The following is a 23,663-nucleotide window of genomic DNA, read 5'->3' as shown; positions in this document are numbered from 1 at the left end:
AAATTCTTTATAAACCCTAAGAGTACATGCCACTTGAGGACTATATGCGGCTGATTCCAGACGCTAATACTATAAACTAAAAATTACTGAGCTCTTATCTTGAACGGAAAACGATACGACCCTTAGTAATATCATAAGGAGTAACTTCCACAGTAACTTTATCACCCGTTAAAATACGGATGTAGTTTTTACGCATTTTACCACTAATGTGAGCGATAATTTTGTGACCGTTTTCTAATTCAACACGGAACATAGTATTAGGTAATGTTTCAATTACAGTTCCTTGAAACTCAATTGCTGGTTCTTTTGCCATGATACCTCATTAAAAAAATTAAAAAAATAACGCCCCATATTATAACACATTTTTTTATTTTTGTGTTATTTAAAACAAAAAAAAGAAGCTGGAAAAACCAACTTCTTTTTTTATTTACGACAAATTAGTTATTACGGATTAAGTAATCAAAGGCTGCTAGAGAAGCTTTTGCACCTTCACCCATAGCGATAATAATTTGTTTGTAAGGTACATTTGTACAGTCACCTGCAGCAAATACACCAGGAATATTAGTTTGACCACGGTCATCAGTAATAATTTCGCCCATACGGTTTAATTCTACTGTACCTTTTAAGAATTCAGTATTAGGTACTAAACCAATTTGTACGAAAATACCAGCTAATTCTAAGTGGTGTAATTCTTCAGTTGCACGATCTTGGTAGCTTAAGCCAGTAACTTTTTGTCCGTCACCGTGAACTTCAGTTGTTGCAGCATTAGTAATAATTTTAACGTTAGGTAAGCTACGTAATTTATCTTGTAATACTTGGTCTGCACGTAATTTTTCATCACGTTCGATTAGAGTTACATGTTTAACTACACCTGCTAAGTCGATTGCAGCTTCAACCCCAGAGTTACCTCCGCCGATTACCGCTACATCTTTACCTTTAAATAAAGGACCATCACAGTGTGGACAGTAAGCTACACCACGAGTTTTATACTCAGTTTCACCAGGAACGTTCATGTTTCTCCAACGTGCCCCTGTAGAGAAGATTACAGTTTTAGCTTTTAATGTTGCACCGCTTTCTAATTCTAAAGTAACTTGTTTGTCACCTGGAACTAGTTTAGAAACACGTTGTAAATTCATAATATCTACACCGTATGATTTTACGTGTTCTTCTAAAGCTGCTGCTAAGTGAGGACCTTCAGTTTTTAATACTGAGATGAAGTTTTCAATGTCCATAGTATCTTGTACTTGACCACCAAAACGCTCAGCTACAACACCAGTACGAATACCTTTACGAGCTGCGTATACTGCTGCAGCAGCACCAGCTGGACCACCACCTACAACTAATACATCAAATGGATCTTTTTCAGATAAAGAAGCTGCTGTACGAGCTGCCGCACCTGTATCTAGTTTACTTAAGATCTCTTCAACGCTTGAACGACCTTGTAAGAATTGTTCACCGTTTAAGTAAACTGAAGGAACTGACATAATTTGTAAACGGTCAACTTCTTCTTGGAATAAAGCCCCGTCAATTGACACGTGTTTAATACGTGGGTTAATTACTGACATAGCATTTAAAGCTTGTACTACGTCAGGACAGTTTTGACAAGATAGAGAGAAGTAGGTTTCAAATTTGTAATCACCTGGTAGGTTTTTAATTTGTTCTACTACTTCAGGGCTTAATTTAGCTGGGTAACCCCCAACTTGTAATAAAGCTAATACTAAAGAGGTAAATTCGTGACCCATAGGGATACCAGCAAAGGTAACACCTACATCAGAACCTACACGAGCAATAGTAAATGCTGGTTTGCGATCAGCTAGATCTACTTCTTTATAAGTGATTTTGTCACTTCTTAATGAAGCAATTTCTAATAATAATTCTTTAAGTTCTGCTGATTTTGCATCTGTGCCTAAGTTAGCTTGGAGTTCAATTGGTAATTCAACACGTTCTAAATAGGCTTTAAGTTGTTCTTTAATGTTTTGATCTAACATAATCGTTTAATGCATTTTAAGATGAAAAAATATTGTAAACAAAAAAGAAGCATATCATAGGTATCCCTATGCCTATGCTTCCGAAAAAGTCTTTCTTATCTAAAAAAGGTTATTAGATTTTACCTACTAAATCTAATGATGGTTTAAGAGTTTCAGCACCTTCTTTCCATTTAGCTGGGCAAACTTCACCTGGGTGAGCTGCGATGTATTGTGCTGCTCTGATTTTACGTAATAATTCTGTAGCTTCACGACCAATACCATTGTCGTTTACTTCAGCTAATTTAATGTTACCTTCTGGATCTACTAAGAAAGTACCACGTAATGCTAAACCTTCTTCTTCAATTAATACTTGGAAGTTACGTGATAATACGTGAGTAGGGTCAGCTAACATTGTGTATTGTACTTTACCAATTGCTGGTGAGTGATCGTGCCATGCTTTGTGACAGAAGTGAGTATCTGTAGATACTGAATAGATCTCAACACCTAATTTTTGGAATTCTTCGTAGTTATCAGCTAAGTCTTCTAATTCTGTAGGACATACGAATGTGAAGTCTGCTGGGTAGAAGAAAAATACTGACCATTTACCTTGTAAATCTGTATCAGAAACTTCAATGAAATTACCTTGTTTGAATGCATTTACTTTGAAAGGTAATAGTTTAGTATTAATTAATGACATACTTTTTACTTCCTTAAAAATTATTGATAGGTTATGATTATGCGTATATTATAAAACAAATAAATTTATTTGTTAAGACTATTTACACCCTTAAGTGAAATTTTGTTCACAAGCTACTGATTAATAAGTCAAATTTTTAAGAAAAATATTCTAATTTTAGACTAAATTTTAGCTAAAATACTAATCAGCTTTTCCTATCGATATTTTTCAAAGGTGCTAAATTTATTAATTTTCTCTATTTTTTAGCCTCTAAAATTCTTTAAAATTCTTGTTAAAAAAGTACTTATTTTTATTTTTTTGGAGCTTAATTTTATGCTGTGTATTTAAATAATTACCTTGGCTATTTTTTTATGTGAGAATTTAGGTGAGCACTTATTTAAATAATTAACCCTTACCACTCCTGCTATTTTTTTTCATCACTTTCTTTTGCTTGTTTTTTTGTTCTCTTGCTTATTTATTTTGTTTTCCTTTCCCGCATATTTTTCTCGTTTTCTATTTCCGATGATTGATCTCTCTTTCTATTTCTACATATTTATCTAGTTTTCTTCTCTTATCTTTACTTTGCTATATAAAACCAGTTTGTCTTTTGACGAGAAAAAATCTTAACTTTGAAGCATTGAACTTTATCATTGTCCCTAAAATTAATTTAAATATTGATCTCTTCTACGCTCGTAAATTCAAGCAAAGAAAAAATATTTAGCACTAGCTCCAAAAACTTTTGTCTAAGGAAAGAAGCAAAGATAATTTTCTATATAGTTTTCTTTGCTTCTGTGCTAAAATGATCTATTTAATATCCAGAGAAAGATTTTCCCGCCACAAAGAGATTTTTAAGAAAAATCCCGTGGTTCATTTTTTATAATTATCATAATTTACATTTATATTTAGGAGTGTCATAGATGACAGCTACTATAGCTTCTACACAACAAGTCTTAAATGGCGAAGTAAAAGTTGGTGAGTTAGTTACAGTACGTGGTTGGGTACGTACTCGTCGTGACTCAAAAGCAGGTTTTTCATTCTTAGCAGTTTATGACGGTTCAGGTTTTAATCCTGTACAAGCAGTAATTGCTAATACCTTACCTAATTATGAGTCAGAAGTTTTAAATTTAACTACTGGCTGTTCAGTTATTGTAACTGGTGAAGTTGTAGAATCAGCAGGTTCTGGTCAAGCAGTTGAAATTAAAGCAACTAACGTAGAAGTTGTAGGTTGGGTAGAAAACCCTGACCAATACCCTATGTCTAACAAACGCCTCTCAGTAGAGTACTTACGTGAAATTGCTCACTTACGTCCAAGAACTAACCTAATTGGTGCTGTAGCTCGTGTACGTAATACTTTAGCTTATGCAATTCACGAATTCTTTAATGATCGTGGATTCTACTGGGTTGCAACTCCATTAATTACAGCAGCTGATACTGAAGGTGCTGGTGAATTATTCCGTGTATCTACATTAGATCTATTAAATCTACCTAAAACTGAAGATGGTAAAGTAGATTTCAAACAAGACTTTTTCGGTAAAGAAACTTTCTTAACAGTATCTGGTCAATTAAACATTGAAACCTATGCTTCATCTTTAAGTAATGTTTATACTTTTGGTCCTACCTTCCGTGCAGAAAACTCTAATACTACACGTCACTTAGCTGAGTTCTGGATGGTTGAACCAGAAATGGCATTCTATGATCTAGATGACAATGCTAAATTAGCGGAAGACATTTTACGTCACTGCTTTACCCGTGTATTAGAGAAAAACCGTGAAGACCTAGAGTTTTTCAATAAACACGTACAACCTGGCGTAATTGAGCGTTTAGAAAAACTAGTTAATAGTGAATTCGTACAAATTGACTATACAGACGCAATCAAAATCCTTGAAAACTGCGGGAAAAAATTCGAGTTCCCAGTTTACTGGGGTATCGATATGTCATCTGAACATGAACGTTACCTAGCAGAAGAACACTTTGATGCACCAGTTATCGTGAAAAACTATCCAAAAGAAATTAAAGCTTTCTACATGCGTCAAAATGATGACGGTAAAACTGTAGCAGCTATGGATGTTTTAGCACCAGGAATTGGTGAAATCATCGGTGGTTCTCAACGTGAAGAACGTCTAGATGTATTAGAAAAACGTTTACATGAATTAGGTATGGATCCTAAAGACTACGACTGGTACTTAGATCTTCGTCGTTACGGTACTGTACCTCACTCAGGTTTTGGTTTAGGTTTTGAACGTCTTGTAAGTTATGTTACTGGCGTACAAAACGTACGTGATGCTATTCCATTCCCACGTACACCGAAAAACGCTGCATTCTAATTATTGCTTTCTGAGCAAAATGTCCGGTGAGCAATCACCGGACTTTTTTATTAACTCTAACATTTATTAGCTTATGATTTTTACTACGCCTAACTTTATAATTATTGCCATACTTGTATTGTTACGGGCTATAGATAACTATCGCGAACCTCGCTTTACTATTTTTGCTTTAAGTAGTACGATAATTCTTTTAGAGTTAATTGCCGCAGCTCTATCACCTAACTTTTTCTACTCAAGCTTTTTACAACTCAATCCTTATAAACCTTTATTTGTTGTAACCTGCTTTTTTATCTTTGGCTTTTTCCTTTATAAATTTCTCTGTAGCCAAGGATTACATAATCGAGTAAGAAAAAAATATCCAGGGGTAGTACAGGCTGCTAGTATATATCGAAGAGAAATTATAATTATTAGCGAAGTTATAGCCTCCTTTTTAGCTTATCTAAGTCTTTCTGACTTTACCGAGTTTACTTCATGGTTGGTAGCTTCATCTTCACGTGCCCAAGGTCAAGCAAGTAATATCTGGCTCTACCTAGTTACAGCAATTATTGTTGTGAGATTTATCTATAATCTTTTCTTAGGTAACTATAAAACCTTTGTTTTCTGGGGCGTAACTGTAGCTTGCCTTTTCCTCTTTTCGCTAATCGGACACCGTGAATACTTTGCTACTAATGTATTTATCTTTGTATATGCTTTAGTGTATCTCTATCGTTTTATTGCTACCGAAGAGAACTTTTATTATTTCTTTGCCCGTACGCATTTATCAGAAGCACGCTTTGCCATGTTATTACATGGAGCAACTGCCTTAATGGAACTAATTGCTTCTTTAATGATTGTCGGCATTTTTGTTAATTCATATGCTGACCTTAACGCTATCAAGGCATATTTTTAACCATGATCATAGCAACTACTTTATTTCTCTTATTTTGGGGATATCGCATTTTCTCCAATATCAAAAAGGAAAAATTTAGTTTCGATACGCAAATGTTTTATCTTGCGGGGTTAATAAGCTTTATTCTTTATCTCCTTGCTTCCCATGTGCTGGGCTTGGCTCAAGGAGTTTTTAATCACACTTTACTAATAATGCTAGCTTTTGCTTTGCTAAATCTCCTCTATTTAATTTTTACTCGAAGAGAAGATTTTATCGACTATGCAAGCAAGCACCGCGATATTTTATTTAGTCGTAAAAGTGTAATTACCTTTACCCTTACCGAAGCTATTATTTCTTTATATGCCTTTGTCGCTTATATGCGCGTACCTCAAGGCTTTGTTCTCGGGTTAAATGAATCGGTACTTGAAATTATTACCAGTAGCAATACTATCGGCATGGCTATTTTAGCTATTATAGCTTGTCGATTTTTCTATGTTTTAACTCTTGGTACCTATAGAATTCTTGCCTTTTGGCTAGTATTTGCTTTAAGTCTTACCCTTTGCGGGGGGATTTTTACAAGCATTTACATGCTTTTAGGCTCAGCAACCCCGAACCCTACACAAATTCTTACTCATGCTATGCCTTATGTTCCGTTAATTCTCTATGTGAGCATTATCGTAACCTTAAGACTTATTCGTGGACTTTTAGTGCGTAATGATAGTCGCAAAATTAGCTTTTCTTCAATTATCCCTTACGTTTTACGTACTTTAGCAGGCTTAGTTGAACCTATTTGCTTAAGCATTATTGTTTACTGCATTATTGTTTATTTTATTGGCGTTGCTACAGTAATTAGTTAAAAGACCTTATTTTGTGTATAATTAAACTAAACAGCCAAACTTTTTAGCTAGGAATATCTTTATGTTTTCAGTTGTAGACATTTTTCTGGGCGCTATAGTTATCGCCTTCTTTGTTCACGGATTCCTAAAAGGTTTTCTTGGATCTATTCTCTCTTTAGTAGCAATTGGGGGATCAATTTTTATTTCCCTAAACTATACTAATGATTTTAGCAATCTGCTTAATAGTATTCCGCTAGTAGGTAGCTACCCAATTCTTGCTTTAATTGTAGTATTTATTATTTCTTATATTTTCTTAAGCATAGCTGCTCGTGCTCTCTCAACTTTATTTAGTAAAACCACCATTTTAGGTAACCCACTTCTTTCTCTTGTGGGTGGAATTATCTTTGCGATGATTAGCATCCTGGTAATTTCTGTTATCTATACTCTTCTTCGTGAAAATGGTGTAGATTTAAACAACTATGTAAGTAGCTTCAATAACTCTTACTCAAAAGTAATTATTGACTACTGTAACTCAGGTTTAGATTTATCTACAAAAGTTAAAGAGCTTTTCCAAGCTTTTGTAAATGAAGCAAATAACTATGCTAAATAAGCTAAAAGACCTCCGAACTAAATTTAGTTCAGAGGTCTTTTTTTTTATGCTAAGGCTTAGAAATTATGTGTTGGAGGACAAAAACTACCTAAAGGTAATCTTAATACCCCATAATGACTGTAACCAGGGATTTGATAATAACAGTATAAAAATCCCCCACTAAAAGATTGAGAGACTAAAAATCCCATGGCAGCTTGGGCTGGAGCTACGCCAGTTGAACCTAACGTAGATACAGCAATAATTATATAAGCCAAGAAAGCTTTGCAAAGATTTTTCATAGGCATACATATTTAAGTTGAGATAATTAAAGGAGCATAAAATTAATCTTATGCACTTAAGTATAAGATTATTATACTATACTAAAACAAAAAATCCCCTGAACTTTTAAAGTTCAGAGGATTTTTTTATTAGAAGTTGTATGTTTTAGGACAAGTTCTACCAGCATCCATTCTTACTTCTTTCGTTTGTGTACCTACACGGTAGATGCAGTATAAGTAAGGAGCTCTAATTTCTTGACCAATTAAATAACCAGTAGCTGCGTGAGCTGGAGCAAAACCTGCGGTTGTAGAACCAGCAAGAATTAAATAAGCTAATAAAGCTTTTAACACATTTTTCATAAAAAAATACAAATCTAAGTTGAGAAAATACAGACAATGTAATTTCTTACCTGTCCCTAATGCCCTTATTATATAAAAATAAAAAGAAAATGCAAAGGGGTAAGATGATAAAAAATAAAATAAAAACAACTAATTAAGCTAAAGCTATAGAAAAAGAATATAAAGTGAAAAAGCCAAAGCTAGAGAAAAAAGAATAAAAAAAAGAAGGATACAAAAGAGATAGGAAGTAAAAAAAGAGAGAGGAGGAAAAAAGGAGAAAGATAGGAGGAAAAAAGGAGAGAGAAAGAAAGAAGAAAGGAAATAAAAAAAGAAATAAGGAATAAAGAGAAAGTAAGGGGAGAGTTAAATAAAGAGGTAAAAAAATAAACCCATAAAAAAAGTTCCCCTAGTAGGAGAACTTGTTTTATAAAATCTTGTATAAATTTGGCGCACCTGATAGGATTCGAACCCACGACCCATTGCACCGGAAGCAATTGCTCTATCCATCTGAGCTACAGGCGCATAAAATCTGAAACTAAAAGGGTTGTGCGCAAAAAAAATGGCGCACCCAACAGGATTCGAACCTGTGACCGTTCGCTTAGAAGGCGAATGCTCTATCCAGCTGAGCTATGGGTGCTTTCAATCAATCCAGAAGGTATTATAGTATAATTTTATCTTCATTGCAATTGTTTTTACCAAGAAATGACCTAGCTCTAAGTTTTTTAAGCTAAATTTTTTCTTAATTAATCCCTTAACCAGCTAGATTCCATCTTTTCTAGACTTAAATTAACATTTATCTTGCTCAACTTATGCCTTAATTTTACTCTCTTTCCTGAGAAAAAACATCTTGAAAATTTTAAAAAAAAATATATCATATAATAGTAAAAAAATAATCATCAACAATAATATTTTTCTAAATATCTATATCGCGGGTTTTAAGAAAAAATTTCTGGCTTTTTTCTTGATTCTTAAAGGTAGATTAATGATAAAATAAACATTAGTTTATTACTAACTAATTTATTTAGTCAGTACTTAAGAAACACAAAATCTCAACATAAAACTATTTAGAAAAAAATTTGACTACTTAATTTTGTTTAGCAAAATTAAGTCACAGGAGTATAAGTGAAACCCTTTCTTAAAAAGAACGCTTTTCTAGTTTTATTGGTTTTTCTTGCTACTATTAGCTTATTTAGTTTCTTCTCTGATAGTAATAGCGAAAGAAATACCCAACCATATTCTACTTTCGTTCAACAAATTGACCAAAATAGAGTAGGTCAAGTACAAATTACGCAAACAGGACAAATTCAAGTTTCATTAAAAGATGGTACTACTTACAATACTATCTTACCTATGCGTGATGATAAGTTATTAGACCAACTTATTAGTAAAAACATTACCGTAATCGGTAAACTACCAGAACGTCCAAGTGCTCTAGTAGAGATCCTTATTAATATGATCCCTCTACTTTTATTCTTAGGTTTATACCTCTGGGCAATGCGTCGTATGACTGGTGGTATGGCTAGTGCCATGGGTAGCGACAAGCAAGTAGGTCGTATCTATGAAGCTAAGGATATTAAAACACGTTTAACTGATGTAGCAGGTTGTGAAGAAGCTAAACGTGAAGTAGCAGAAATTGTAGACTTCTTACGTGAGCCTCATAAATATACTGACGTTGGTGCTCATATTCCTAAAGGTGTCCTAATGGTAGGTCCTCCTGGTACAGGTAAAACTTTACTTGCTCGTGCTGTAGCGGGTGAAGCGGGTGTACCATTTATTACAATTTCAGGTTCTGATTTCGTAGAAATGTTTGCTGGGGTAGGTGCTCAACGTGTGAGAGCTATCTTTGCTCAGGCAAAAAAATTCGGTAAAGCAATTATCTTTATCGATGAAATCGATGCTGTAGGTCGTAAACGTGGTGCTGGTTTTGGTGGTGGTCACGATGAACGTGAACAAACCCTAAACCAATTACTAGTTGAGATGGACGGTTTTGATGATAAAACAAACATTATTGTAATTGCAGCAACTAACCGTGCTGATGTATTAGATAACGCGTTAATTCGTCCAGGTCGTTTTGACCGTCAAGTTACTTTAGATCTTCCAGATCTTAAAGGTCGTTTACAAATTCTTCAAGTACACGCAAAACGTGTGCGTTTAGCTCGCGATGTTAACTTAAAAACAGTTGCACGCGGTACTCCAGGTTTCTCTGGTGCTGAATTAGCTAACCTAGTTAACGAAGCTGCTTTAATGTCTGCTCGTTATGGTAGTAAAGAAATTACTATGAAATACTTTGAGTTAGCACAAGATAAGATCACTTTAGGTACAGAACGTCCTTCATTAACTATGAAAGAAATCGACAAATTACGTACTGCTTACCATGAAGCAGGACACGCAATTGTTGGTTACTTAGTAGAAGGTAACGACCCTGTACACAAGGTAACAATTATTCCACGTGGTCGTGCTTTAGGGGTAACTCACTTCTTACCAGCTGAAGACCAAGTGTACCAAAGCTATTCAATTTATGAAGCTAAACTACAAATGACTTATGGTGGTCGTTTAGCTGAAGAAATTATCTTTGGTAAAGATTATGTATCTACAGGTGCATCTTCTGATATTCAATACGCTAGCCGCATGGCACGTGCAATGGTTACTACTTATGGTTTTGATGATGATCTAGGTCCAATTAACTATGCACCAGATCAAAATGATCCATATGGTCGTCCACAAGCTTCAGATGCTTTCGCAGAACGTATTGATAAAGCGGTATTAGAAATTATTAAACGTAACTATGATAAATCACGTTTAGTATTACAACAAAACCGTGATATCCTTGAAGCTATGAAAGATGCTTTAATGGAATACGAAACTATCGATAAATGGCAAGTTGAACGTATTATGAATCGTCAACCAGCAGGTAAACCACGTGACTGGGATGATGATACTGATGATCGTAACTTTGAGCATTTAAAAGAAGATAACGCTTAATTTTAAAGACCTAGGGATTTTTCCCTAGGCCTTTTTTTGCTTTACAAATAAGAAAAAAATAAATATAATTGTTACTAAATTCTAATTATTTTAATTATATTTCAGGAAAAAACAATGAATAGATTAACAAAACTAACGGCTATGTTAGGTTTGACTGTATCACTTAGTGCTCCAGCATTAGCAGCTAATTTTGTGGGTAACTATACTGCTCACCAAGCTGTATCTAACCATCTTATTGGTCAAGACTATCGTCTAAGCTTACCAGGTGTAGGTTTATATAACCAAGTAGGTTTAGCTATGTATGACCTAGCTGAAGATGACGATGACTTCCACCAAGTTGATGACAAGGCTGAAGCATTTGCAGATGTATATGTAACTTTTGCGGTTATTACTAAATACTACATTGATAACCCTGAGCAAGCAAGAAACTTAAACTTTGATCCAACGCAAGTTACTTTAAAAGATTACCTCCAAGATGTAATCCGTGCATGTAATGCAGGTAACTTTGCTGTAACTCCTGAACAAGTAAGCAAGGATTTAGGTTCGCCACTAACTGGTAAAGAAAACCGTCAAGTTTACACTTACCAACGTGACTTCAGAAACTTATGTACTCTTGCAAAACAATATTTAAATCTTTACAACCTACCTGAGTTCCAAAGCTACTTAAAACTATACCAAGAGTATAGTGAGTATGTATATCAAGCTTACAAAACTCAAGGGGCTAACTATGGCTTCCCATTAAGCTATAAATCAATTACTGATGGCACTATCGAAGATATTGCCCGTCAAAGATTCCAATATGATAATCCACGTGGTTACCGTATTCTGAAAAACTTTGATGAGTATGTTTACGAAAACCGTGCATTCTATAATGCCTTAAACGCAAGATAAATAAAGCAACCCGTAAATTAAATAATTTACGGGTATTTTTCTTTTTAAAGTGGTAAAATAAAGAGAGCTTTTATCTCAACCTTTTCGCTATTTTTCTTGACAAGATAAGACATGAAAATAATCCCCTATTTTGCATTAGCTTTAGGGCTTTTAGCCTTAAGTTCTTGTGATCGCAATCAAGTTAAAGAAACTAATGTGGCAATTGAACATAGTTCAACTGATGCCTTAGATGCAGACCAACTAAGTTCAGATTTTTGTAATAATCCTTCTAATGCTCAAGCCCAACAATGTCAATATACGCAAGCTTTAGAAGATTTTGATCCAATTGCCTATATCAATAGTTATACTGCAACTTATGTAGATTCAGGGGTTCTCGTTAAAGTAGATAGAGAAAACCTCGACCAAGTTTTACCAAGAATTAGATTTACCCAACCTAATCCTTTTTTTAATCCTAAGTTTGATTTATACAAGCCTGTATTTTTAGCTTTAGCTACTGACTTTGCTAATGCTAGTGATTCATTTTATTATGAATATTCTAGTGACCCGCGTTTGAGCGAACAAATTGAAAACGAACGCCAAGAAAGTGCTAAGCTTTTTTATCAATACTATGGCTATCGACTACCACAACAAGAATTAACTAATTTTAACTTTTCAGGATTATCGGTAAACTATTATGAATACCCTGTAGCCTTATTGTTCCGTGAGTCCAATAATCTTGTAAATAAAATTGTAAACTTTGACTTTGCCAATACAGGTTCTAGTGAACAACTCCGGATAAATCAAGAGTTGCTCAAAATCATGCTCCAAATGGCAGCTGAGTTTTATGCGGTAAAAATTTACAACCAAAATAACCCAGAACAACTTGCTTTACTTAAGCAAAATGGCTTTAACATAGATAACGATAACGTTACTTTTACTAACTATTTAGCCGCTCTTTATACTTGGACCCAACAAGGGCATTGGGAAATAAACCCACGCGATCCTATGTTTGCTCGCGTTGATTTAGCCCATTTACAACAAATTTGCCCAAAATGCCAATTTCTTAACTCTCCATTTGACTATCAATTTGCTTTAAATCGCATGGGTAGTCTAATCGAGATCTATTATTTAGTTAGTTTACAACCTGAGTGGCAAGCAATAGATCAACAAGCCCAAAAAATGGGGCAAATTATCCAGCTTAAGAACAAAGAACCAGAATTTATTGACAATAATGAGCAAACTGATGCTCAGCTTTACGCTTGGTTAGAAGCGACTACCAATCCTAATCGAGCAAGAGAATTAAACTTAAATAGTCAATACACTCAAGATGTAAACAAACTTGTTAATTTTATCGCCCAAAACAATTATTTTTACTTAGTGGCAAATCCCCAAGCTAAACCATTAATTCTTAAACCAGTTAATGGGCAAACATTTCACTATGATTATAGCTTCTTAACCTCTAAGTAACTTTTTGGTATAATACATCGTGATGTTTAAAAGAGCTTTTTCTGTAGTGTGCTTAGCTTTGGCTTTAGTAGCTTGTGATAAAAGTGATAACTTAACCCAACAAGCTACAGATGATGCGTATACCGCAAATCTAAATTTTAACCACCCTTTATACCCAAGTGTACATATAGATTCTAGCTTTTACCAAGATAACGAATACTTTAGTAGTGATTTTAACTTTAATAAAGTTATAATCGAGGCATTGCTCCGCATGGTAGCCAATCAAAACTATGGCACCGAAAATGTGTTTCCACCCAATATAATTATCGATCCGATAATGGGACTGTTTGATGATATCAACAATACGAGCAATCCTTTACTGACCCAACCTCAAGTACATGCGGGAGAGGATGAGTTCTTATTTACTTTACGTCGAGCTTCGTACCTTTCCAACTATACATTACTCGGAATCCGTTTTGTGGGAAGTATGATCAATGTTTATGCCGACAAGTTTCTCAACGCTTCGCCAGAAAGGCGAGTAGAAATTTTTCGTGCCTTAAACTTATACTTTGATTACATTATGGCTGAATACCGTTATTTACAAAATAACACTACCTTTGACTGGCAAAGCCTAATGGAGCAAGATCGAGTTAGTATTAACTTTGAAACTGCTAACTTCCCAGAATACTTACAACAATTTAATACCCAATGCCAAGTTGGTAACTTCCAACTTGACTTAAATTATGTGCAAAGAGGCGTGGGTACTTTAAATAGTTACTATACGCAAGAATTAACTGATCTAGGACAAATCCAAGATAAGTCTTGCCAAGTAGTAAATATCTTTTTGCAATTAGCTGCTTTACCTAACTACCCTGAAGCAGCCAAAGCCATAAATGCAGTAGCCGTTTCTATCGCCCAGACTAATATTTCCCAACAAAAATCACAAAATGTAATGGGATTAAATTTAGTGCGATATTTTTCTGGCGAAGTTGTTAATAGTGCCTTAATTAGTATTTCGGTGCGCAGTGGCAATCGCCTAGTAGAAACCTACTCCAATTATGTAAAACAAACTTTAGAGTCGCCTCATGTTCGACTCATTCTCTCGGAAATTCCGAATTTAAATCCATTAATTTTACCTGAACACCCCGAAGGTACTTCAGGTCTAATCTTTAGCAAAAAATAGGCTCTTAAACTTGGGTTTAGGAGCTTTTTCCTAGTTTATTATTATGAAAACACTTGAGCAAATTGCAAGCCGTCGTACCTTTGCGATAATTTCCCACCCGGACGCCGGTAAAACAACCATTACCGAAAAACTTCTTCTTGTTGGACAGGTTATCCAAACTGCAGGGGCAGTTAAAGGTAAAGGAAATCAAGCTAAGGCTAAATCTGACTGGATGGAAATTGAGAAACAACGTGGGATCTCAGTTACTACTTCTGCCATGCAGTTTCCTTATAACAACTGTATGGTAAACCTCCTCGATACTCCAGGGCACGAAGACTTCTCGGAAGATACCTATCGTACTCTAACCGCTGTAGACTCAGCTTTAATGGTGATTGACGCTACTAAAGGGGTTGAGGAACGTACGATTAAACTAATGGAAGTTACGCGTTTACGTAATACACCAATTCTAACTTTTATGAATAAGTTAGACCGTGATATTCGTGATCCATTAGAACTTCTTGACGAAGTTGAAGATATTTTAAAAATTAAATGTGCTCCTATTACTTGGCCTATAGGTTCGGGTAAGTTTTTCAAGGGAGTATATAATCTAGCTGGCGACTATGCAATTATGTATAAGTCGGGGCAAGGAAGTAAAATTCAAGAAGTGGTGCGTTATGACGGAATTGATAATCCAGAATTAATTGCTGCTATAGGTGAAGACTTCCACCAACAACTCAAAGATGAACTTGAGTTAGTGCAAGGGGCAAGTAACGAATTTGATGAGCAAGAATTTTTAGCGGGTAAATTAACCCCAGTATTTTTCGGTACCGCTCTAGGTAACTTTGGGGTTGACCATATGCTTGATTATTTAACAGCTTATGCTCCAGCTCCACAAGCTCGTCAAACTACTGATGGACAGGTAGAAGCTACTAATCCTGAGTTCTCTGGCTTTATTTTCAAAATCCAAGCGAACATGGATCCAAAACACCGTGACCGTGTTGCCTTTATGCGTATAGTTTCAGGGAAATATACGCGTGGCATGAAAGTTAACCAGCACCGTATAGGTAAAGAAATTGTTATCAATGATGCCTTAACCTTCTTAGCTGGGGATCGTACTAATGCCGAAGAAGCTTATGCTGGTGATATTATCGGTATTCACAACCATGGTACTATTCAAATTGGTGATGCCTTCTCTACGTTTAAAGAACCTGTAAAATTCACAGGTATCCCAAACTTTGCGCCAGAACTTTTTAAACGTATTCGTTTAAAAGATCCGCTTAAAATGAAGCAATTACTCAAAGGCTTAATTCAATTATCTGAAGAAGGCTCAGTACAAGTATTCCGCCCTTTAATTAATAATGATTTAATTGTAGGGGCTATCGGGGTACTACAATTTGATGTGGTAGTAAATCGCCTTAAAAACGAATATAACGTAGAAGCTATTTATGAACCAGTTAACGTAGCTACAGCGCGTTGGGTAGACTGTGATGACCCGAAAAAATTCGAAGAATTTAAACGTCGTTGTGAAGGTAACCTCGCTTTAGATGGAGCGGAAAACTTAACTTATATAGCTCCAAATATGGTGAACCTTAACTTAACCCAAGAAAAATACCCAGACGTACGCTTTTTTGCTACGCGTGAACACTAAAAACAATAAAAGCCTGCAGTTTAAAACTGCAGGCTTTTAAATTAACGATCACCGTTAAATATTGAGTTTTTCACAATTACATAATCTACTTTGCGTAAAGCTTCAAGGTCTTTACCTCCAGCGTAGGAAATAGAACTTTGTAAATCTTGTTGCATTTCCTCTAGAGTATCAAAAAGATCACCTTTAAATGGAGTTAAGATTTTTTTCCCTTCTACATTTTTACGCGCACCTTTTTGGAATTCAGACGCTGAACCAAAGTATTCTTTATAAAGCTTACCATCGACTTCGATAGTTTCACCTGGGCTTTGTTCATGACCAGAAAATAATGAACCGATCATTACTAAAGTTGCACCAAAGCGAATTGACTTAGCCACATCACCATGGTCACGAATACCACCATCGGCAATAATAGGCTTAGTTGCAGCCTTAGCACACCAACGTACAGCAGATAACTGCCAGCCGCCTGTACCAAAACCTGTTTTTAATTTTGTAATACAAACCTTACCTGGACCAATTCCTACTTTAGTAGCATCAGCACCAGCTAATTCTAACTCACGTACGGCTTCAGGAGTTCCTACGTTACCAGCAATCACAAAAGACTCAGGTAAGTATTGTTTAATATGTTTAATCATATTAATTACTGAATTTGAGTGACCGTGAGCTATATCAATTGTTATATATTCAGGAACTAAATTTTGTTGCGCTAAATATTCTACAAAAGTAAACTCTTCAGCTTTAACGCCAATAGAAATCGAAGCAAACAGACCTTGCTCTTTCATATGACGAATAAAGTTTTCACGAGTTTCAGGTGTGAATCTATGCATAATATAGAAGTAGCCACGACGAGCTAATTCTTCAGCTAAAGGTTCATCAATGATTGTTTGCATGTTTGCAGGAACTACTGGAATTTTAAACTCCATTTTTCCTAACTTAACCGTAGTATTACACTCGGCACGGCTTTCAACAATACATTTGTTTGGAATTAACTGAATGTCTTCGTAATCAAAGATTCTTACATCATTAAGCATGGATTTAGATCCTAATTTTAGTTAAAAAAAAAACGAAGTCCTTTTTTAAGCCCAAATATTATATTATCATAATTTTATAATTTAGCTCAACTTTTTTAGCTGCGGATTATTCTTAATTAAAAAGAGCAAATTATACAGATTTTTTATTTAGTTACCCAAATTTTGTTGAGATAAAGTAAAATATAAGCGGCTATAAATATATTTGGAGAATTTATGCAAGACTTTACAAAAATTGGGGATTTTATTTATGCTCCTTGGCAAAAGAGCTTAAATGAATTAAATGCCTTTAACCCACAAGAAGTGTTATTTAATCAAGAAGGTCAAACTCTGGCACTAAGCCTAGCTTTACCTTTTGCTTTAAATGACAAAGAGAGCTTTTTAGAAGAGTTAACGCAATATATTAGTAATACTTATCCTGAAGTAGCTCGCGTAACCATTAATCTTGAATTTAAAATCAGTCAACGTAAGCCTTCGGGCAAAGGACAACCTTACCCTGGCATTAAAAATATTATTGCCGTTTCATCGGGTAAAGGTGGGGTAGGTAAATCTTCGGTTGCGGTTAACCTAGCTGCAGCTCTTGCCAATAGTGGCGTTAAAGTAGGGCTTTTAGATGCCGATCTCTATGGTCCATCGATTCCACATATGCTAGGAGCAAGCGAAACTAAACCTACATCAGATGACAATAAAACCATGCACCCGGTGCAAGTTGGCAATCTCTACGCTAACTCTATGGGCTTTTTAGTGCCAGAAACAGATCCAACTATTTGGCGCGGTCCTATGGCTTCGGCAATGTTAAAACAACTAATCGAAGAAACTAACTGGCCTGACCTCGACTACTTAGTAATTGATATGCCACCAGGTACAAGTGATATTCACATTACTGTAGCTCAAGATCTAGCAGTAACTGGAAGTGTAATTGTTTCTACTCCGCAAGACATAGCTTTACTCGATGTATTAAAAGGCGTAAACATGTTCCGCGAAATGAACGTACCTGTACTTGGCGTAGTAGAAAATATGAGTATGTATACTTGCCCTAACTGTGGTTATCAAGCACATATTTTTGGTGAAGAGGGAGTTAAAGAAATTAGTCAATTTTTAGATACGCCTCTTTTAGCCTCTATTCCGCTTGATCCAAAAATTCGTAAAGATCTCGATGATGGCGTTATTACCTCAATGATCGAGCCAACAGGAAATATCGGACAAGCTTTTGCTAAACTTGCCGACCAGGTTGCTTTTAACCTCTATCGTGATGTGAAAAAACACGCTTCGAGCATTACTATTTCCCAACTCTAGATTTTTGCCATGAAAGTAGCATTCCTTAGTGTAAATACGGGAGCCTATGATACTTTTTTTAAAGTACTCTTCCCTTATAATTATCAAAATTTTCTTCCTGATTGCCAAGTAACATTTTTTGTTTTTACTGACAGTAAGGATCTCGAGCAAAGCTTTGCTCTCAACCCGAGAGTAAAAGTTATATACCAAGAGTATGAGCCTTGGCCTGCTCCTACTCTCGATAGGTTTGCTTATTTTTTAAGTCAAGCAGAGCAACTGCAAGAGTTTGATTATATTTTCTTTGCGAATGCTAACTACTATTGTAAAAATCCAATTAAGGCTGAGCAAATTCTTTTTGCTCCTACCGGGGATCTCGGGAAAGATTTAATTATGGTAGAGCACTTTGGGCAAAACTTTATTGCCGAGCATTTACGTTCTTATGAGCGCAATCCTAGCTCACAAGCTTATATAGCTCCGCAACCCGAACGCCCAACTACCTATGTAGCAGGAGGCTTTTACGGAGGCACAGCTCAAGCTTTTTTAGCTCTAGCTCGCACTCTTGCCCAACGCATTCAAGCAGACAAAGAGCAAGGCATAGTTGCGCATTGGCACGACGAAAGTCATTTAAATCGCTATCTCTATGATTTAAATTATGCCTGTCATTTTTTACCGCCTTGCTATTGTGTGCCGCAAGAGTATGACTTTGAGTCGCGTTATATTGGCGAACGGCAAGATTGGCCATGTGTTTTACTAAATAAAAATGCTTTACCAAGTCCGGCTCAGGATATTCGCTCAAATCAGGCAAGTTATGATCCACGTTGGATCGAAATCCTGATTATGCAAGAACGCGAACTCGAAAGCTGGTGGCTTCGTGATCGCCATATTTTCTATCCGAATGCCATAAAAAATCAATGCTTTAATACCCTTTTATGGGAAATATAAAAAAATCCCTTAACCGCACGCGGTTAAGGGATATTTTTAATTGAGAAAATGTAGAACAAGGTAAATTATTGCTAAGCCACCTTGCTTCCAAATTATATGCTTGCTAACCGTGAAAGCCCCATATAAGGCAACTCCCACAATGTAAAAGGCAATATAAGTCAATACTAAGTTATGCTGAAGAACTAAAGCAAAAATAATAACTCCTGCCAGTAAGCCATTATAAATGCCTAGGTTTTTAAATAGATTTTGCACTTGAGAATCTTGTAACTTTGCTTGCGTAGTATTAAAAACTCGAGCCGTTTGTTTACTTGTTGTGGCAAAGGTTTCAAGATACATAATAAAGAGAAACTCAAGGGCAATTAAGCCCATGAGTATATTTTGTGCTATTTGCATAAAAGAATTTTACCAGCTTTACCAGATTTAAGGCTTGCTGCACAAGCTTGAGCTGCTTGAGCTAAAGGATAAACTCCACCAACTGGAAGAAGTACTTTACCTGCAATTACATTAGTAATTAATTCTCGCATAAGTTTAGCCTTAACTTCAGCAGACATTTCTTGGGCAACAATACTACCCCAGAAACCTTTAACGGTAATTTGTTTGAAAATTAAGTCGCCTACAGGAATTTGTACAGGTTCACCACCCATAGTACCAAAAGAAACAAATAAAGCATTTTGTCCTAGAAGTCTACTTAATTCTAGACTTGCTTGACCGCCAATTGAGTCAACTCCCGCTACCAGAGAATTGTCTCCTAAAATAGCTTTAACTTGTTCTTGCCAGTTCTCTTGATCTGTAGCTACTACATGCTCAATACCTAATTCATTGAGTTCGGCAATAGCACGTGAAGATCTAACGAGGTTAATTACATTAACGCCACGCTCTTTAGCTAACATAGCAGTGGTTTTACCAATCATACCACTAGCGGCATTAAGAATAATCCATTGTCCCGCTTTTACTTCTAGAAATTCTAATAAAGTAATAGCACTAAATGGCATAGCAATTAATTGAGCTGCTTGCTCATCACTTAGAGCATCAGGAATTGGTACTAAAGCATTAGCTGGAGCAACAAAGTATTCTGCCCAAGTTTGGTGAATATTTGCCACACTAACTCTTTGTCCCACTTGTACATTAGTAACATTATCGCCTAAAGCTACCACGCGACCTACAGCTTCTGAACCAGCTGTTTCAGGTAAATTAGGTTTATAACCATAGGTACCACGAATTGTCCAAAGATCGTGATTGTGAATTGGTGACATAATTAACTCAATTAATACTTCACCTTCTTTTGGGGTAGGTTTTTCTACTTGAGCAATTTCTACTACGTTTTCTGGTTCACCAAATACTTTATGAATTACTGCTTGCATGACTTTTTTTCCTTAAATTATTGTGCGTAAGATTCTAAAGTTACTTCGATATTGTTACGAGTTGCATTTGAGTAAGGACAAACTTCGTGAGCACGAGCTACTAAAGCTTTAGCTTGTTCACTAGTTAAACCTGTAGTGTAAACCGTGATATGAGCTTGAAGTTTAAATGCACCGCTCATTTCTTGACCTATACCAACTTTTACCGAAGTTTTACTTGAAGTTAATGGTAATTCCATTTTTTGCGCTACAAGATTTAAAGCTGAATCAAAACATGCAGCATAACCTAAAGCAAATAATTGTTCTGGGTTAACTCCAGCTTTATCTGAACCAAAAGCAGTTAAATCAAAACCTAATGAACCGTCATCTAATTCTGTATGACCTGAACGACCACCTACTGCTGTTGCTTGTGTTTCATAAAATACTTTCATGTTGTTCTCCAATGTTTATGTTGTTATTTTTGATATAAAGATAGAAGTTGGCTTGCATGTTTGCTTGCTAGGGTAAAACTTGTTGTCGAAGGACGATTTACACGGTAGCTTAAGCATGCTCCTAGCCAGGTATAAAATAAATTTGTAATAAATTCTTTGGCATCTACTTGGGCAGAAAAAGTTCCCGCCTCTTGTGCCTTAACTACTTGTTGGGTGACAAAGCTAACTATACTTTGCATTCCCTCTTGCATGCGATTTCGCATTAAGTCAGATAAGTCAGCAATTTCGGCGCTCAGTTTTACAATTAAGCAATTATTACCTGAAATTTCATTTTCAATCCACTGTTGCCAGTAAGCTAAAATTTGCTGGGAAATATTTTTCTCTGTAGAAGCAAAAAAACCTTGTAAAGACTCTTGGTACTGCTCAAAGTAGTGATTTAAGATCTCTAAACCAAATACCTCTTTGGAAGTAAAGTAATGATAAAAAGAACCTTTGGGTACTTTAGCTTCTTTGAGGATTTCACTTAAACCTACGGCGGTAAAACCCTTATGAGCAATAAGCTTGTGTCCTACATTAATAATATGTAATTTTGTTTCTTCACCTTGTTTCATGGCTCTATTATATATCAAAATAGACCAGTCGTCTAGTATTTTTTGCAAAAAATTTTTTAAGCAATATTTTCTCTTAATTTACAATAACTTAGAATAAAAACTTTATTTTAAGGACAAAAAAAAATAGAGCTTAACACTCTATTTTTATCTTACATTAAAGCCTTCGTTTCTAAGAAAAGCTCGAAAATCATCACATCCTCCAATATGTTTGCCATTAACAAACACTTGAGGTACTGTACGTACTTCTTTACCGATTTTAGCAGTCAAATCTTCTTTGCTAATTCCTTCCACGATCATATCATGGTATACCCCTTGTGCTAAACCTTGAACTTTTAGCTCTTCCATTAGGTTTTTGGCAACTGCACAATAAGGGCAACTTTCGCGACCAAAAATTTCAATTGAATATTGCTTAGACATAGCCCCCTCAAAAAATAACTATTGCTTATATTATACTCTTTTAAACACAAGACGCAGACTTTTGCCAATTTTATTTTTCAGAAATCTTGTAAAGATGATACAATAAAGGCAACTCTGCTTAACAGCACTAGCCATCAGGCTAGTTTTTTTAGCACTAAATTTAGAACTCTTTTATATTAGAGAAACATTTAGAAGTTAACTAGTGTTTAGGTAAGAGACTTGCTTAAACACCTTAATCGCTATGTTCTTGCATATAAAGATCGTTCGTTATATTTAGTTTAATCAAGGAAATTTATTATGGCTACACCCCAATATGAATACCCTTCATTTATCCAAAATATAAAAGATCACTACTGGCGAAATTTAAAAAAATGGGGACATGCTGAACGCAGAACTGAGTTTTGGACATTTACCCTCGCTGCCCTAGTATTGAATGTAGTTATTTTTGCAGTTCTATCTTGGTTACTTCAGACTGCTCATGCTGCAGACAATCGTTTTTTTGAGGTAACTTTTTTAATTATTACTGTAGCTTATGGTCTTTACTTTGCGGTAGTCTACTTAGGATCTTTAGTGCGTAGACTTCATGACGCAGGTTTTTCTGGCATGTGGATTCTTTTTTCTTATGTTGTAATTTACGGCATTTATATTGTTATCTCCATGTTAGAATCCATGCTCAATAAAGATCTTCTTTCGAGCCAAGCAGTACAAACTTTTGTTACTCTAATCTCGGTATTAATTTTTGCGGCAACTTTTATTATGGCATTATTCCCAACTAAACGTGAAGATAATCCTTACCGCAAAAAACCTTTATACGAGCCAGCTCCAACTACTAACCATATTGCCCGTACGGCTGATGCTGCAACTCAAGCGGCTCAAGCAGCTACTGAAGCAGCCGAAGCTGCTAAACAAGCTGCAGCTGCAGCTCAAGCGGCAACCGAAGCGGCTACTTTAGCAGCTCAAGCTGCTGCCAAAGCAGCAAAACGAGCTCTGCTCAATAAAAAAGACGAAGATAAGTTTACTAAAAAACTTAACAAATACGGTATTAATATCTCTGATGATTCTTCATCACAAGAGAATAAATAATTCCCAAGACCTACAAACAAATGTTTGTAGGTCTTTTATTATTTTTTTACCAAAATAGACATAAATAGGTTTATAATAAAAATCATATATAAATATTTTTATATATTAAAAATTAGTATTTTATCTCTGGTAAGATATTTATTTTAAAGCGAAAAAATATTTTCTGGTAAAACTCTCTACTTATATTCAAGGACTCTCATGGCTAAAGAAATTGACAAAAAGCAAACTGAGGCTCAAGAAGAAACTCAGGTTGCAAAAAATGAAGATACTGGGGCAAATAACTTAAAAGTAAAGCTTAAAAAAGTTGCAAAGAAAGCAAAGGATAAGGTTGAAGATTTAAAAGATAAAATCGAAGATACAGTTGATAACCTTAAAGACAAGGTAGAAAACTTAAAAGACAAGACCCAAGATCAAGTTGATAACCTTAAAGACAAGGTTGAAGACTTAAAAGACAAGGCCGAAGATAAAGTTGATAACCTTAAAGACAAGGTTGAAGACTTAAAAGACAAGGCTGAGGATAAAGTTGATAACCTTAA

The 23,663-nt window shown here is 35.4% G+C and carries 24 protein-coding genes and 2 tRNA genes; 13 read left to right on the top strand and 13 right to left on the bottom strand.

Annotation, left to right across the window (positions count from 1 at the left end; all coding sequences use genetic code 11):
- Positions 1-94: 94 nt before the first annotated feature.
- The 3 genes from infA to ahpC form a co-directional block, all read right to left on the bottom strand.
- Positions 95-313 (bottom strand): translation initiation factor IF-1, encoded by a 219-nt coding sequence (gene infA / locus CJP74_RS03610; RefSeq protein ID WP_119496899.1) that lies wholly within the window; start codon positions 311-313, stop codon positions 95-97.
- 124 nt (positions 314-437) lie between these two features.
- Positions 438-1,988 (bottom strand): alkyl hydroperoxide reductase subunit F, encoded by a 1,551-nt coding sequence (gene ahpF, locus CJP74_RS03605; RefSeq protein ID WP_119496898.1) that lies wholly within the window; start codon positions 1,986-1,988, stop codon positions 438-440.
- A gap of 112 nt (positions 1,989-2,100) precedes the next feature.
- Complete coding sequence (gene ahpC / locus CJP74_RS03600) at positions 2,101-2,664, bottom strand: alkyl hydroperoxide reductase subunit C (RefSeq protein ID WP_119496897.1); 564 nt, start codon at positions 2,662-2,664, stop codon at positions 2,101-2,103.
- A gap of 896 nt (positions 2,665-3,560) precedes the next feature.
- Between ahpC and asnS the strand changes: the two genes are divergently transcribed.
- The 4 genes from asnS to CJP74_RS03580 all read left to right on the top strand — a co-directional run bounded on the left by asnS (position 3,561) and on the right by CJP74_RS03580 (position 7,281).
- Positions 3,561-4,967: an asparagine--tRNA ligase gene (gene asnS / locus CJP74_RS03595; protein ID WP_119496896.1), complete on the top strand. Its 1,407-nt coding sequence runs from the start codon at positions 3,561-3,563 to the stop codon at positions 4,965-4,967.
- A 73-nt stretch (positions 4,968-5,040) separates the two neighbouring features.
- Positions 5,041-5,856 carry a hypothetical protein gene (locus CJP74_RS03590; RefSeq protein WP_119496895.1) on the top strand — a complete coding sequence of 272 codons (816 nt, stop codon included), beginning with the start codon at positions 5,041-5,043 and terminating at the stop codon, positions 5,854-5,856.
- A 2-nt stretch (positions 5,857-5,858) separates the two neighbouring features.
- Complete coding sequence (locus CJP74_RS03585) at positions 5,859-6,692, top strand: hypothetical protein (protein ID WP_119496894.1); 834 nt, start codon at positions 5,859-5,861, stop codon at positions 6,690-6,692.
- Between the two features lie 61 nt (positions 6,693-6,753).
- Positions 6,754-7,281 (top strand): CvpA family protein, encoded by a 528-nt coding sequence (locus CJP74_RS03580; RefSeq protein WP_119496893.1) that lies wholly within the window; start codon positions 6,754-6,756, stop codon positions 7,279-7,281.
- Between the two features lie 56 nt (positions 7,282-7,337).
- Here the strand turns inward: CJP74_RS03580 and CJP74_RS03575 are convergent, their stop codons facing one another.
- The 4 genes from CJP74_RS03575 to CJP74_RS03560 all read right to left on the bottom strand — a co-directional run bounded on the left by CJP74_RS03575 (position 7,338) and on the right by CJP74_RS03560 (position 8,514).
- Positions 7,338-7,559: a hypothetical protein gene (locus tag CJP74_RS03575; protein WP_147397049.1), complete on the bottom strand. Its 222-nt coding sequence runs from the start codon at positions 7,557-7,559 to the stop codon at positions 7,338-7,340.
- A gap of 129 nt (positions 7,560-7,688) precedes the next feature.
- Positions 7,689-7,898, bottom strand: coding sequence for a hypothetical protein (locus tag CJP74_RS03570; protein WP_119496891.1), 210 nt, complete (start codon positions 7,896-7,898; stop codon positions 7,689-7,691).
- 424 nt (positions 7,899-8,322) lie between these two features.
- A tRNA-Arg gene (locus tag CJP74_RS03565) sits at positions 8,323-8,399 on the bottom strand.
- A gap of 38 nt (positions 8,400-8,437) precedes the next feature.
- Positions 8,438-8,514 (bottom strand) — tRNA-Arg (locus CJP74_RS03560).
- A gap of 485 nt (positions 8,515-8,999) precedes the next feature.
- Here CJP74_RS03560 and ftsH point away from each other — a divergent pair.
- The 5 genes from ftsH to prfC all read left to right on the top strand — a co-directional run bounded on the left by ftsH (position 9,000) and on the right by prfC (position 15,985).
- Entirely contained in the window at positions 9,000-10,859 is a 1,860-nt protein-coding gene (gene ftsH / locus CJP74_RS03555) for an ATP-dependent zinc metalloprotease FtsH (RefSeq protein WP_119496890.1), read from the top strand.
- Between the two features lie 114 nt (positions 10,860-10,973).
- Complete coding sequence (locus CJP74_RS03550; RefSeq protein ID WP_119496889.1) at positions 10,974-11,750, top strand: hypothetical protein; 777 nt, start codon at positions 10,974-10,976, stop codon at positions 11,748-11,750.
- Between the two features lie 111 nt (positions 11,751-11,861).
- Complete coding sequence (locus CJP74_RS03545) at positions 11,862-13,196, top strand: hypothetical protein (RefSeq protein ID WP_119496888.1); 1,335 nt, start codon at positions 11,862-11,864, stop codon at positions 13,194-13,196.
- Positions 13,197-13,215: 19 nt separating this feature from the next.
- Positions 13,216-14,358, top strand: coding sequence for a hypothetical protein (locus CJP74_RS03540; RefSeq protein ID WP_222986890.1), 1,143 nt, complete (start codon positions 13,216-13,218; stop codon positions 14,356-14,358).
- 43 nt (positions 14,359-14,401) lie between these two features.
- Positions 14,402-15,985, top strand: coding sequence for a peptide chain release factor 3 (gene prfC / locus CJP74_RS03535; protein ID WP_119496886.1), 1,584 nt, complete (start codon positions 14,402-14,404; stop codon positions 15,983-15,985).
- Positions 15,986-16,026: 41 nt separating this feature from the next.
- On the opposite strand, the gene guaC is transcribed toward prfC, so the two are convergent.
- Entirely contained in the window at positions 16,027-17,013 is a 987-nt protein-coding gene (gene guaC / locus CJP74_RS03530) for a GMP reductase (protein WP_119496885.1), read from the bottom strand.
- 213 nt (positions 17,014-17,226) lie between these two features.
- Between guaC and apbC the strand changes: the two genes are divergently transcribed.
- Together apbC and CJP74_RS03520 are read left to right on the top strand one after the other, a co-directional pair.
- Complete coding sequence (gene apbC, locus CJP74_RS03525; protein ID WP_119496884.1) at positions 17,227-18,306, top strand: iron-sulfur cluster carrier protein ApbC; 1,080 nt, start codon at positions 17,227-17,229, stop codon at positions 18,304-18,306.
- A 9-nt stretch (positions 18,307-18,315) separates the two neighbouring features.
- Positions 18,316-19,227: a glycosyltransferase family protein gene (locus CJP74_RS03520; RefSeq protein ID WP_119496883.1), complete on the top strand. Its 912-nt coding sequence runs from the start codon at positions 18,316-18,318 to the stop codon at positions 19,225-19,227.
- 36 nt (positions 19,228-19,263) lie between these two features.
- Here the strand turns inward: CJP74_RS03520 and CJP74_RS03515 are convergent, their stop codons facing one another.
- The 5 genes from CJP74_RS03515 to CJP74_RS03495 form a co-directional block, all read right to left on the bottom strand.
- Positions 19,264-19,620, bottom strand: coding sequence for a DUF1304 domain-containing protein (locus tag CJP74_RS03515; RefSeq protein WP_119496882.1), 357 nt, complete (start codon positions 19,618-19,620; stop codon positions 19,264-19,266).
- On the bottom strand, positions 19,611-20,588 hold the full coding sequence (locus CJP74_RS03510) for a zinc-binding dehydrogenase (RefSeq protein ID WP_119496881.1): 978 nt from the start codon (positions 20,586-20,588) through the stop codon (positions 19,611-19,613). The genes CJP74_RS03515 and CJP74_RS03510 overlap by 10 nt, the downstream gene beginning before the upstream one ends.
- A 17-nt stretch (positions 20,589-20,605) precedes the next feature.
- Positions 20,606-21,016, bottom strand: a complete 411-nt coding sequence (locus CJP74_RS03505) for an organic hydroperoxide resistance protein (protein ID WP_119496880.1) — start codon at positions 21,014-21,016, stop codon at positions 20,606-20,608.
- Between the two features lie 23 nt (positions 21,017-21,039).
- A complete protein-coding gene (locus tag CJP74_RS03500) occupies positions 21,040-21,627 on the bottom strand; it encodes a TetR/AcrR family transcriptional regulator (RefSeq protein WP_119496879.1) in 588 nt (195 codons plus the stop codon).
- Positions 21,628-21,771: 144 nt separating this feature from the next.
- A complete protein-coding gene (locus CJP74_RS03495; RefSeq protein ID WP_119496878.1) occupies positions 21,772-22,044 on the bottom strand; it encodes a GrxA family glutaredoxin in 273 nt (90 codons plus the stop codon).
- 297 nt (positions 22,045-22,341) lie between these two features.
- Between CJP74_RS03495 and CJP74_RS03490 the strand changes: the two genes are divergently transcribed.
- Positions 22,342-23,127 carry a DUF805 domain-containing protein gene (locus CJP74_RS03490; protein ID WP_119496877.1) on the top strand — a complete coding sequence of 262 codons (786 nt, stop codon included), beginning with the start codon at positions 22,342-22,344 and terminating at the stop codon, positions 23,125-23,127.
- 198 nt (positions 23,128-23,325) lie between these two features.
- The coding region (locus CJP74_RS03485) for a YtxH domain-containing protein (RefSeq protein WP_222986887.1) at positions 23,326-23,663 on the top strand (338 nt) is incomplete at its 3' end.

Origin of the sequence: Psittacicella melopsittaci (assembly GCF_003585925.1) — a bacterium.
GTDB classification, from domain to species: Bacteria; Pseudomonadota; Gammaproteobacteria; order Enterobacterales; family Psittacicellaceae; genus Psittacicella; species Psittacicella melopsittaci.
The sequence above is the reverse complement of the archived record's forward strand: the minus strand, read 5'-3'. Positions and strand labels throughout refer to the sequence as shown.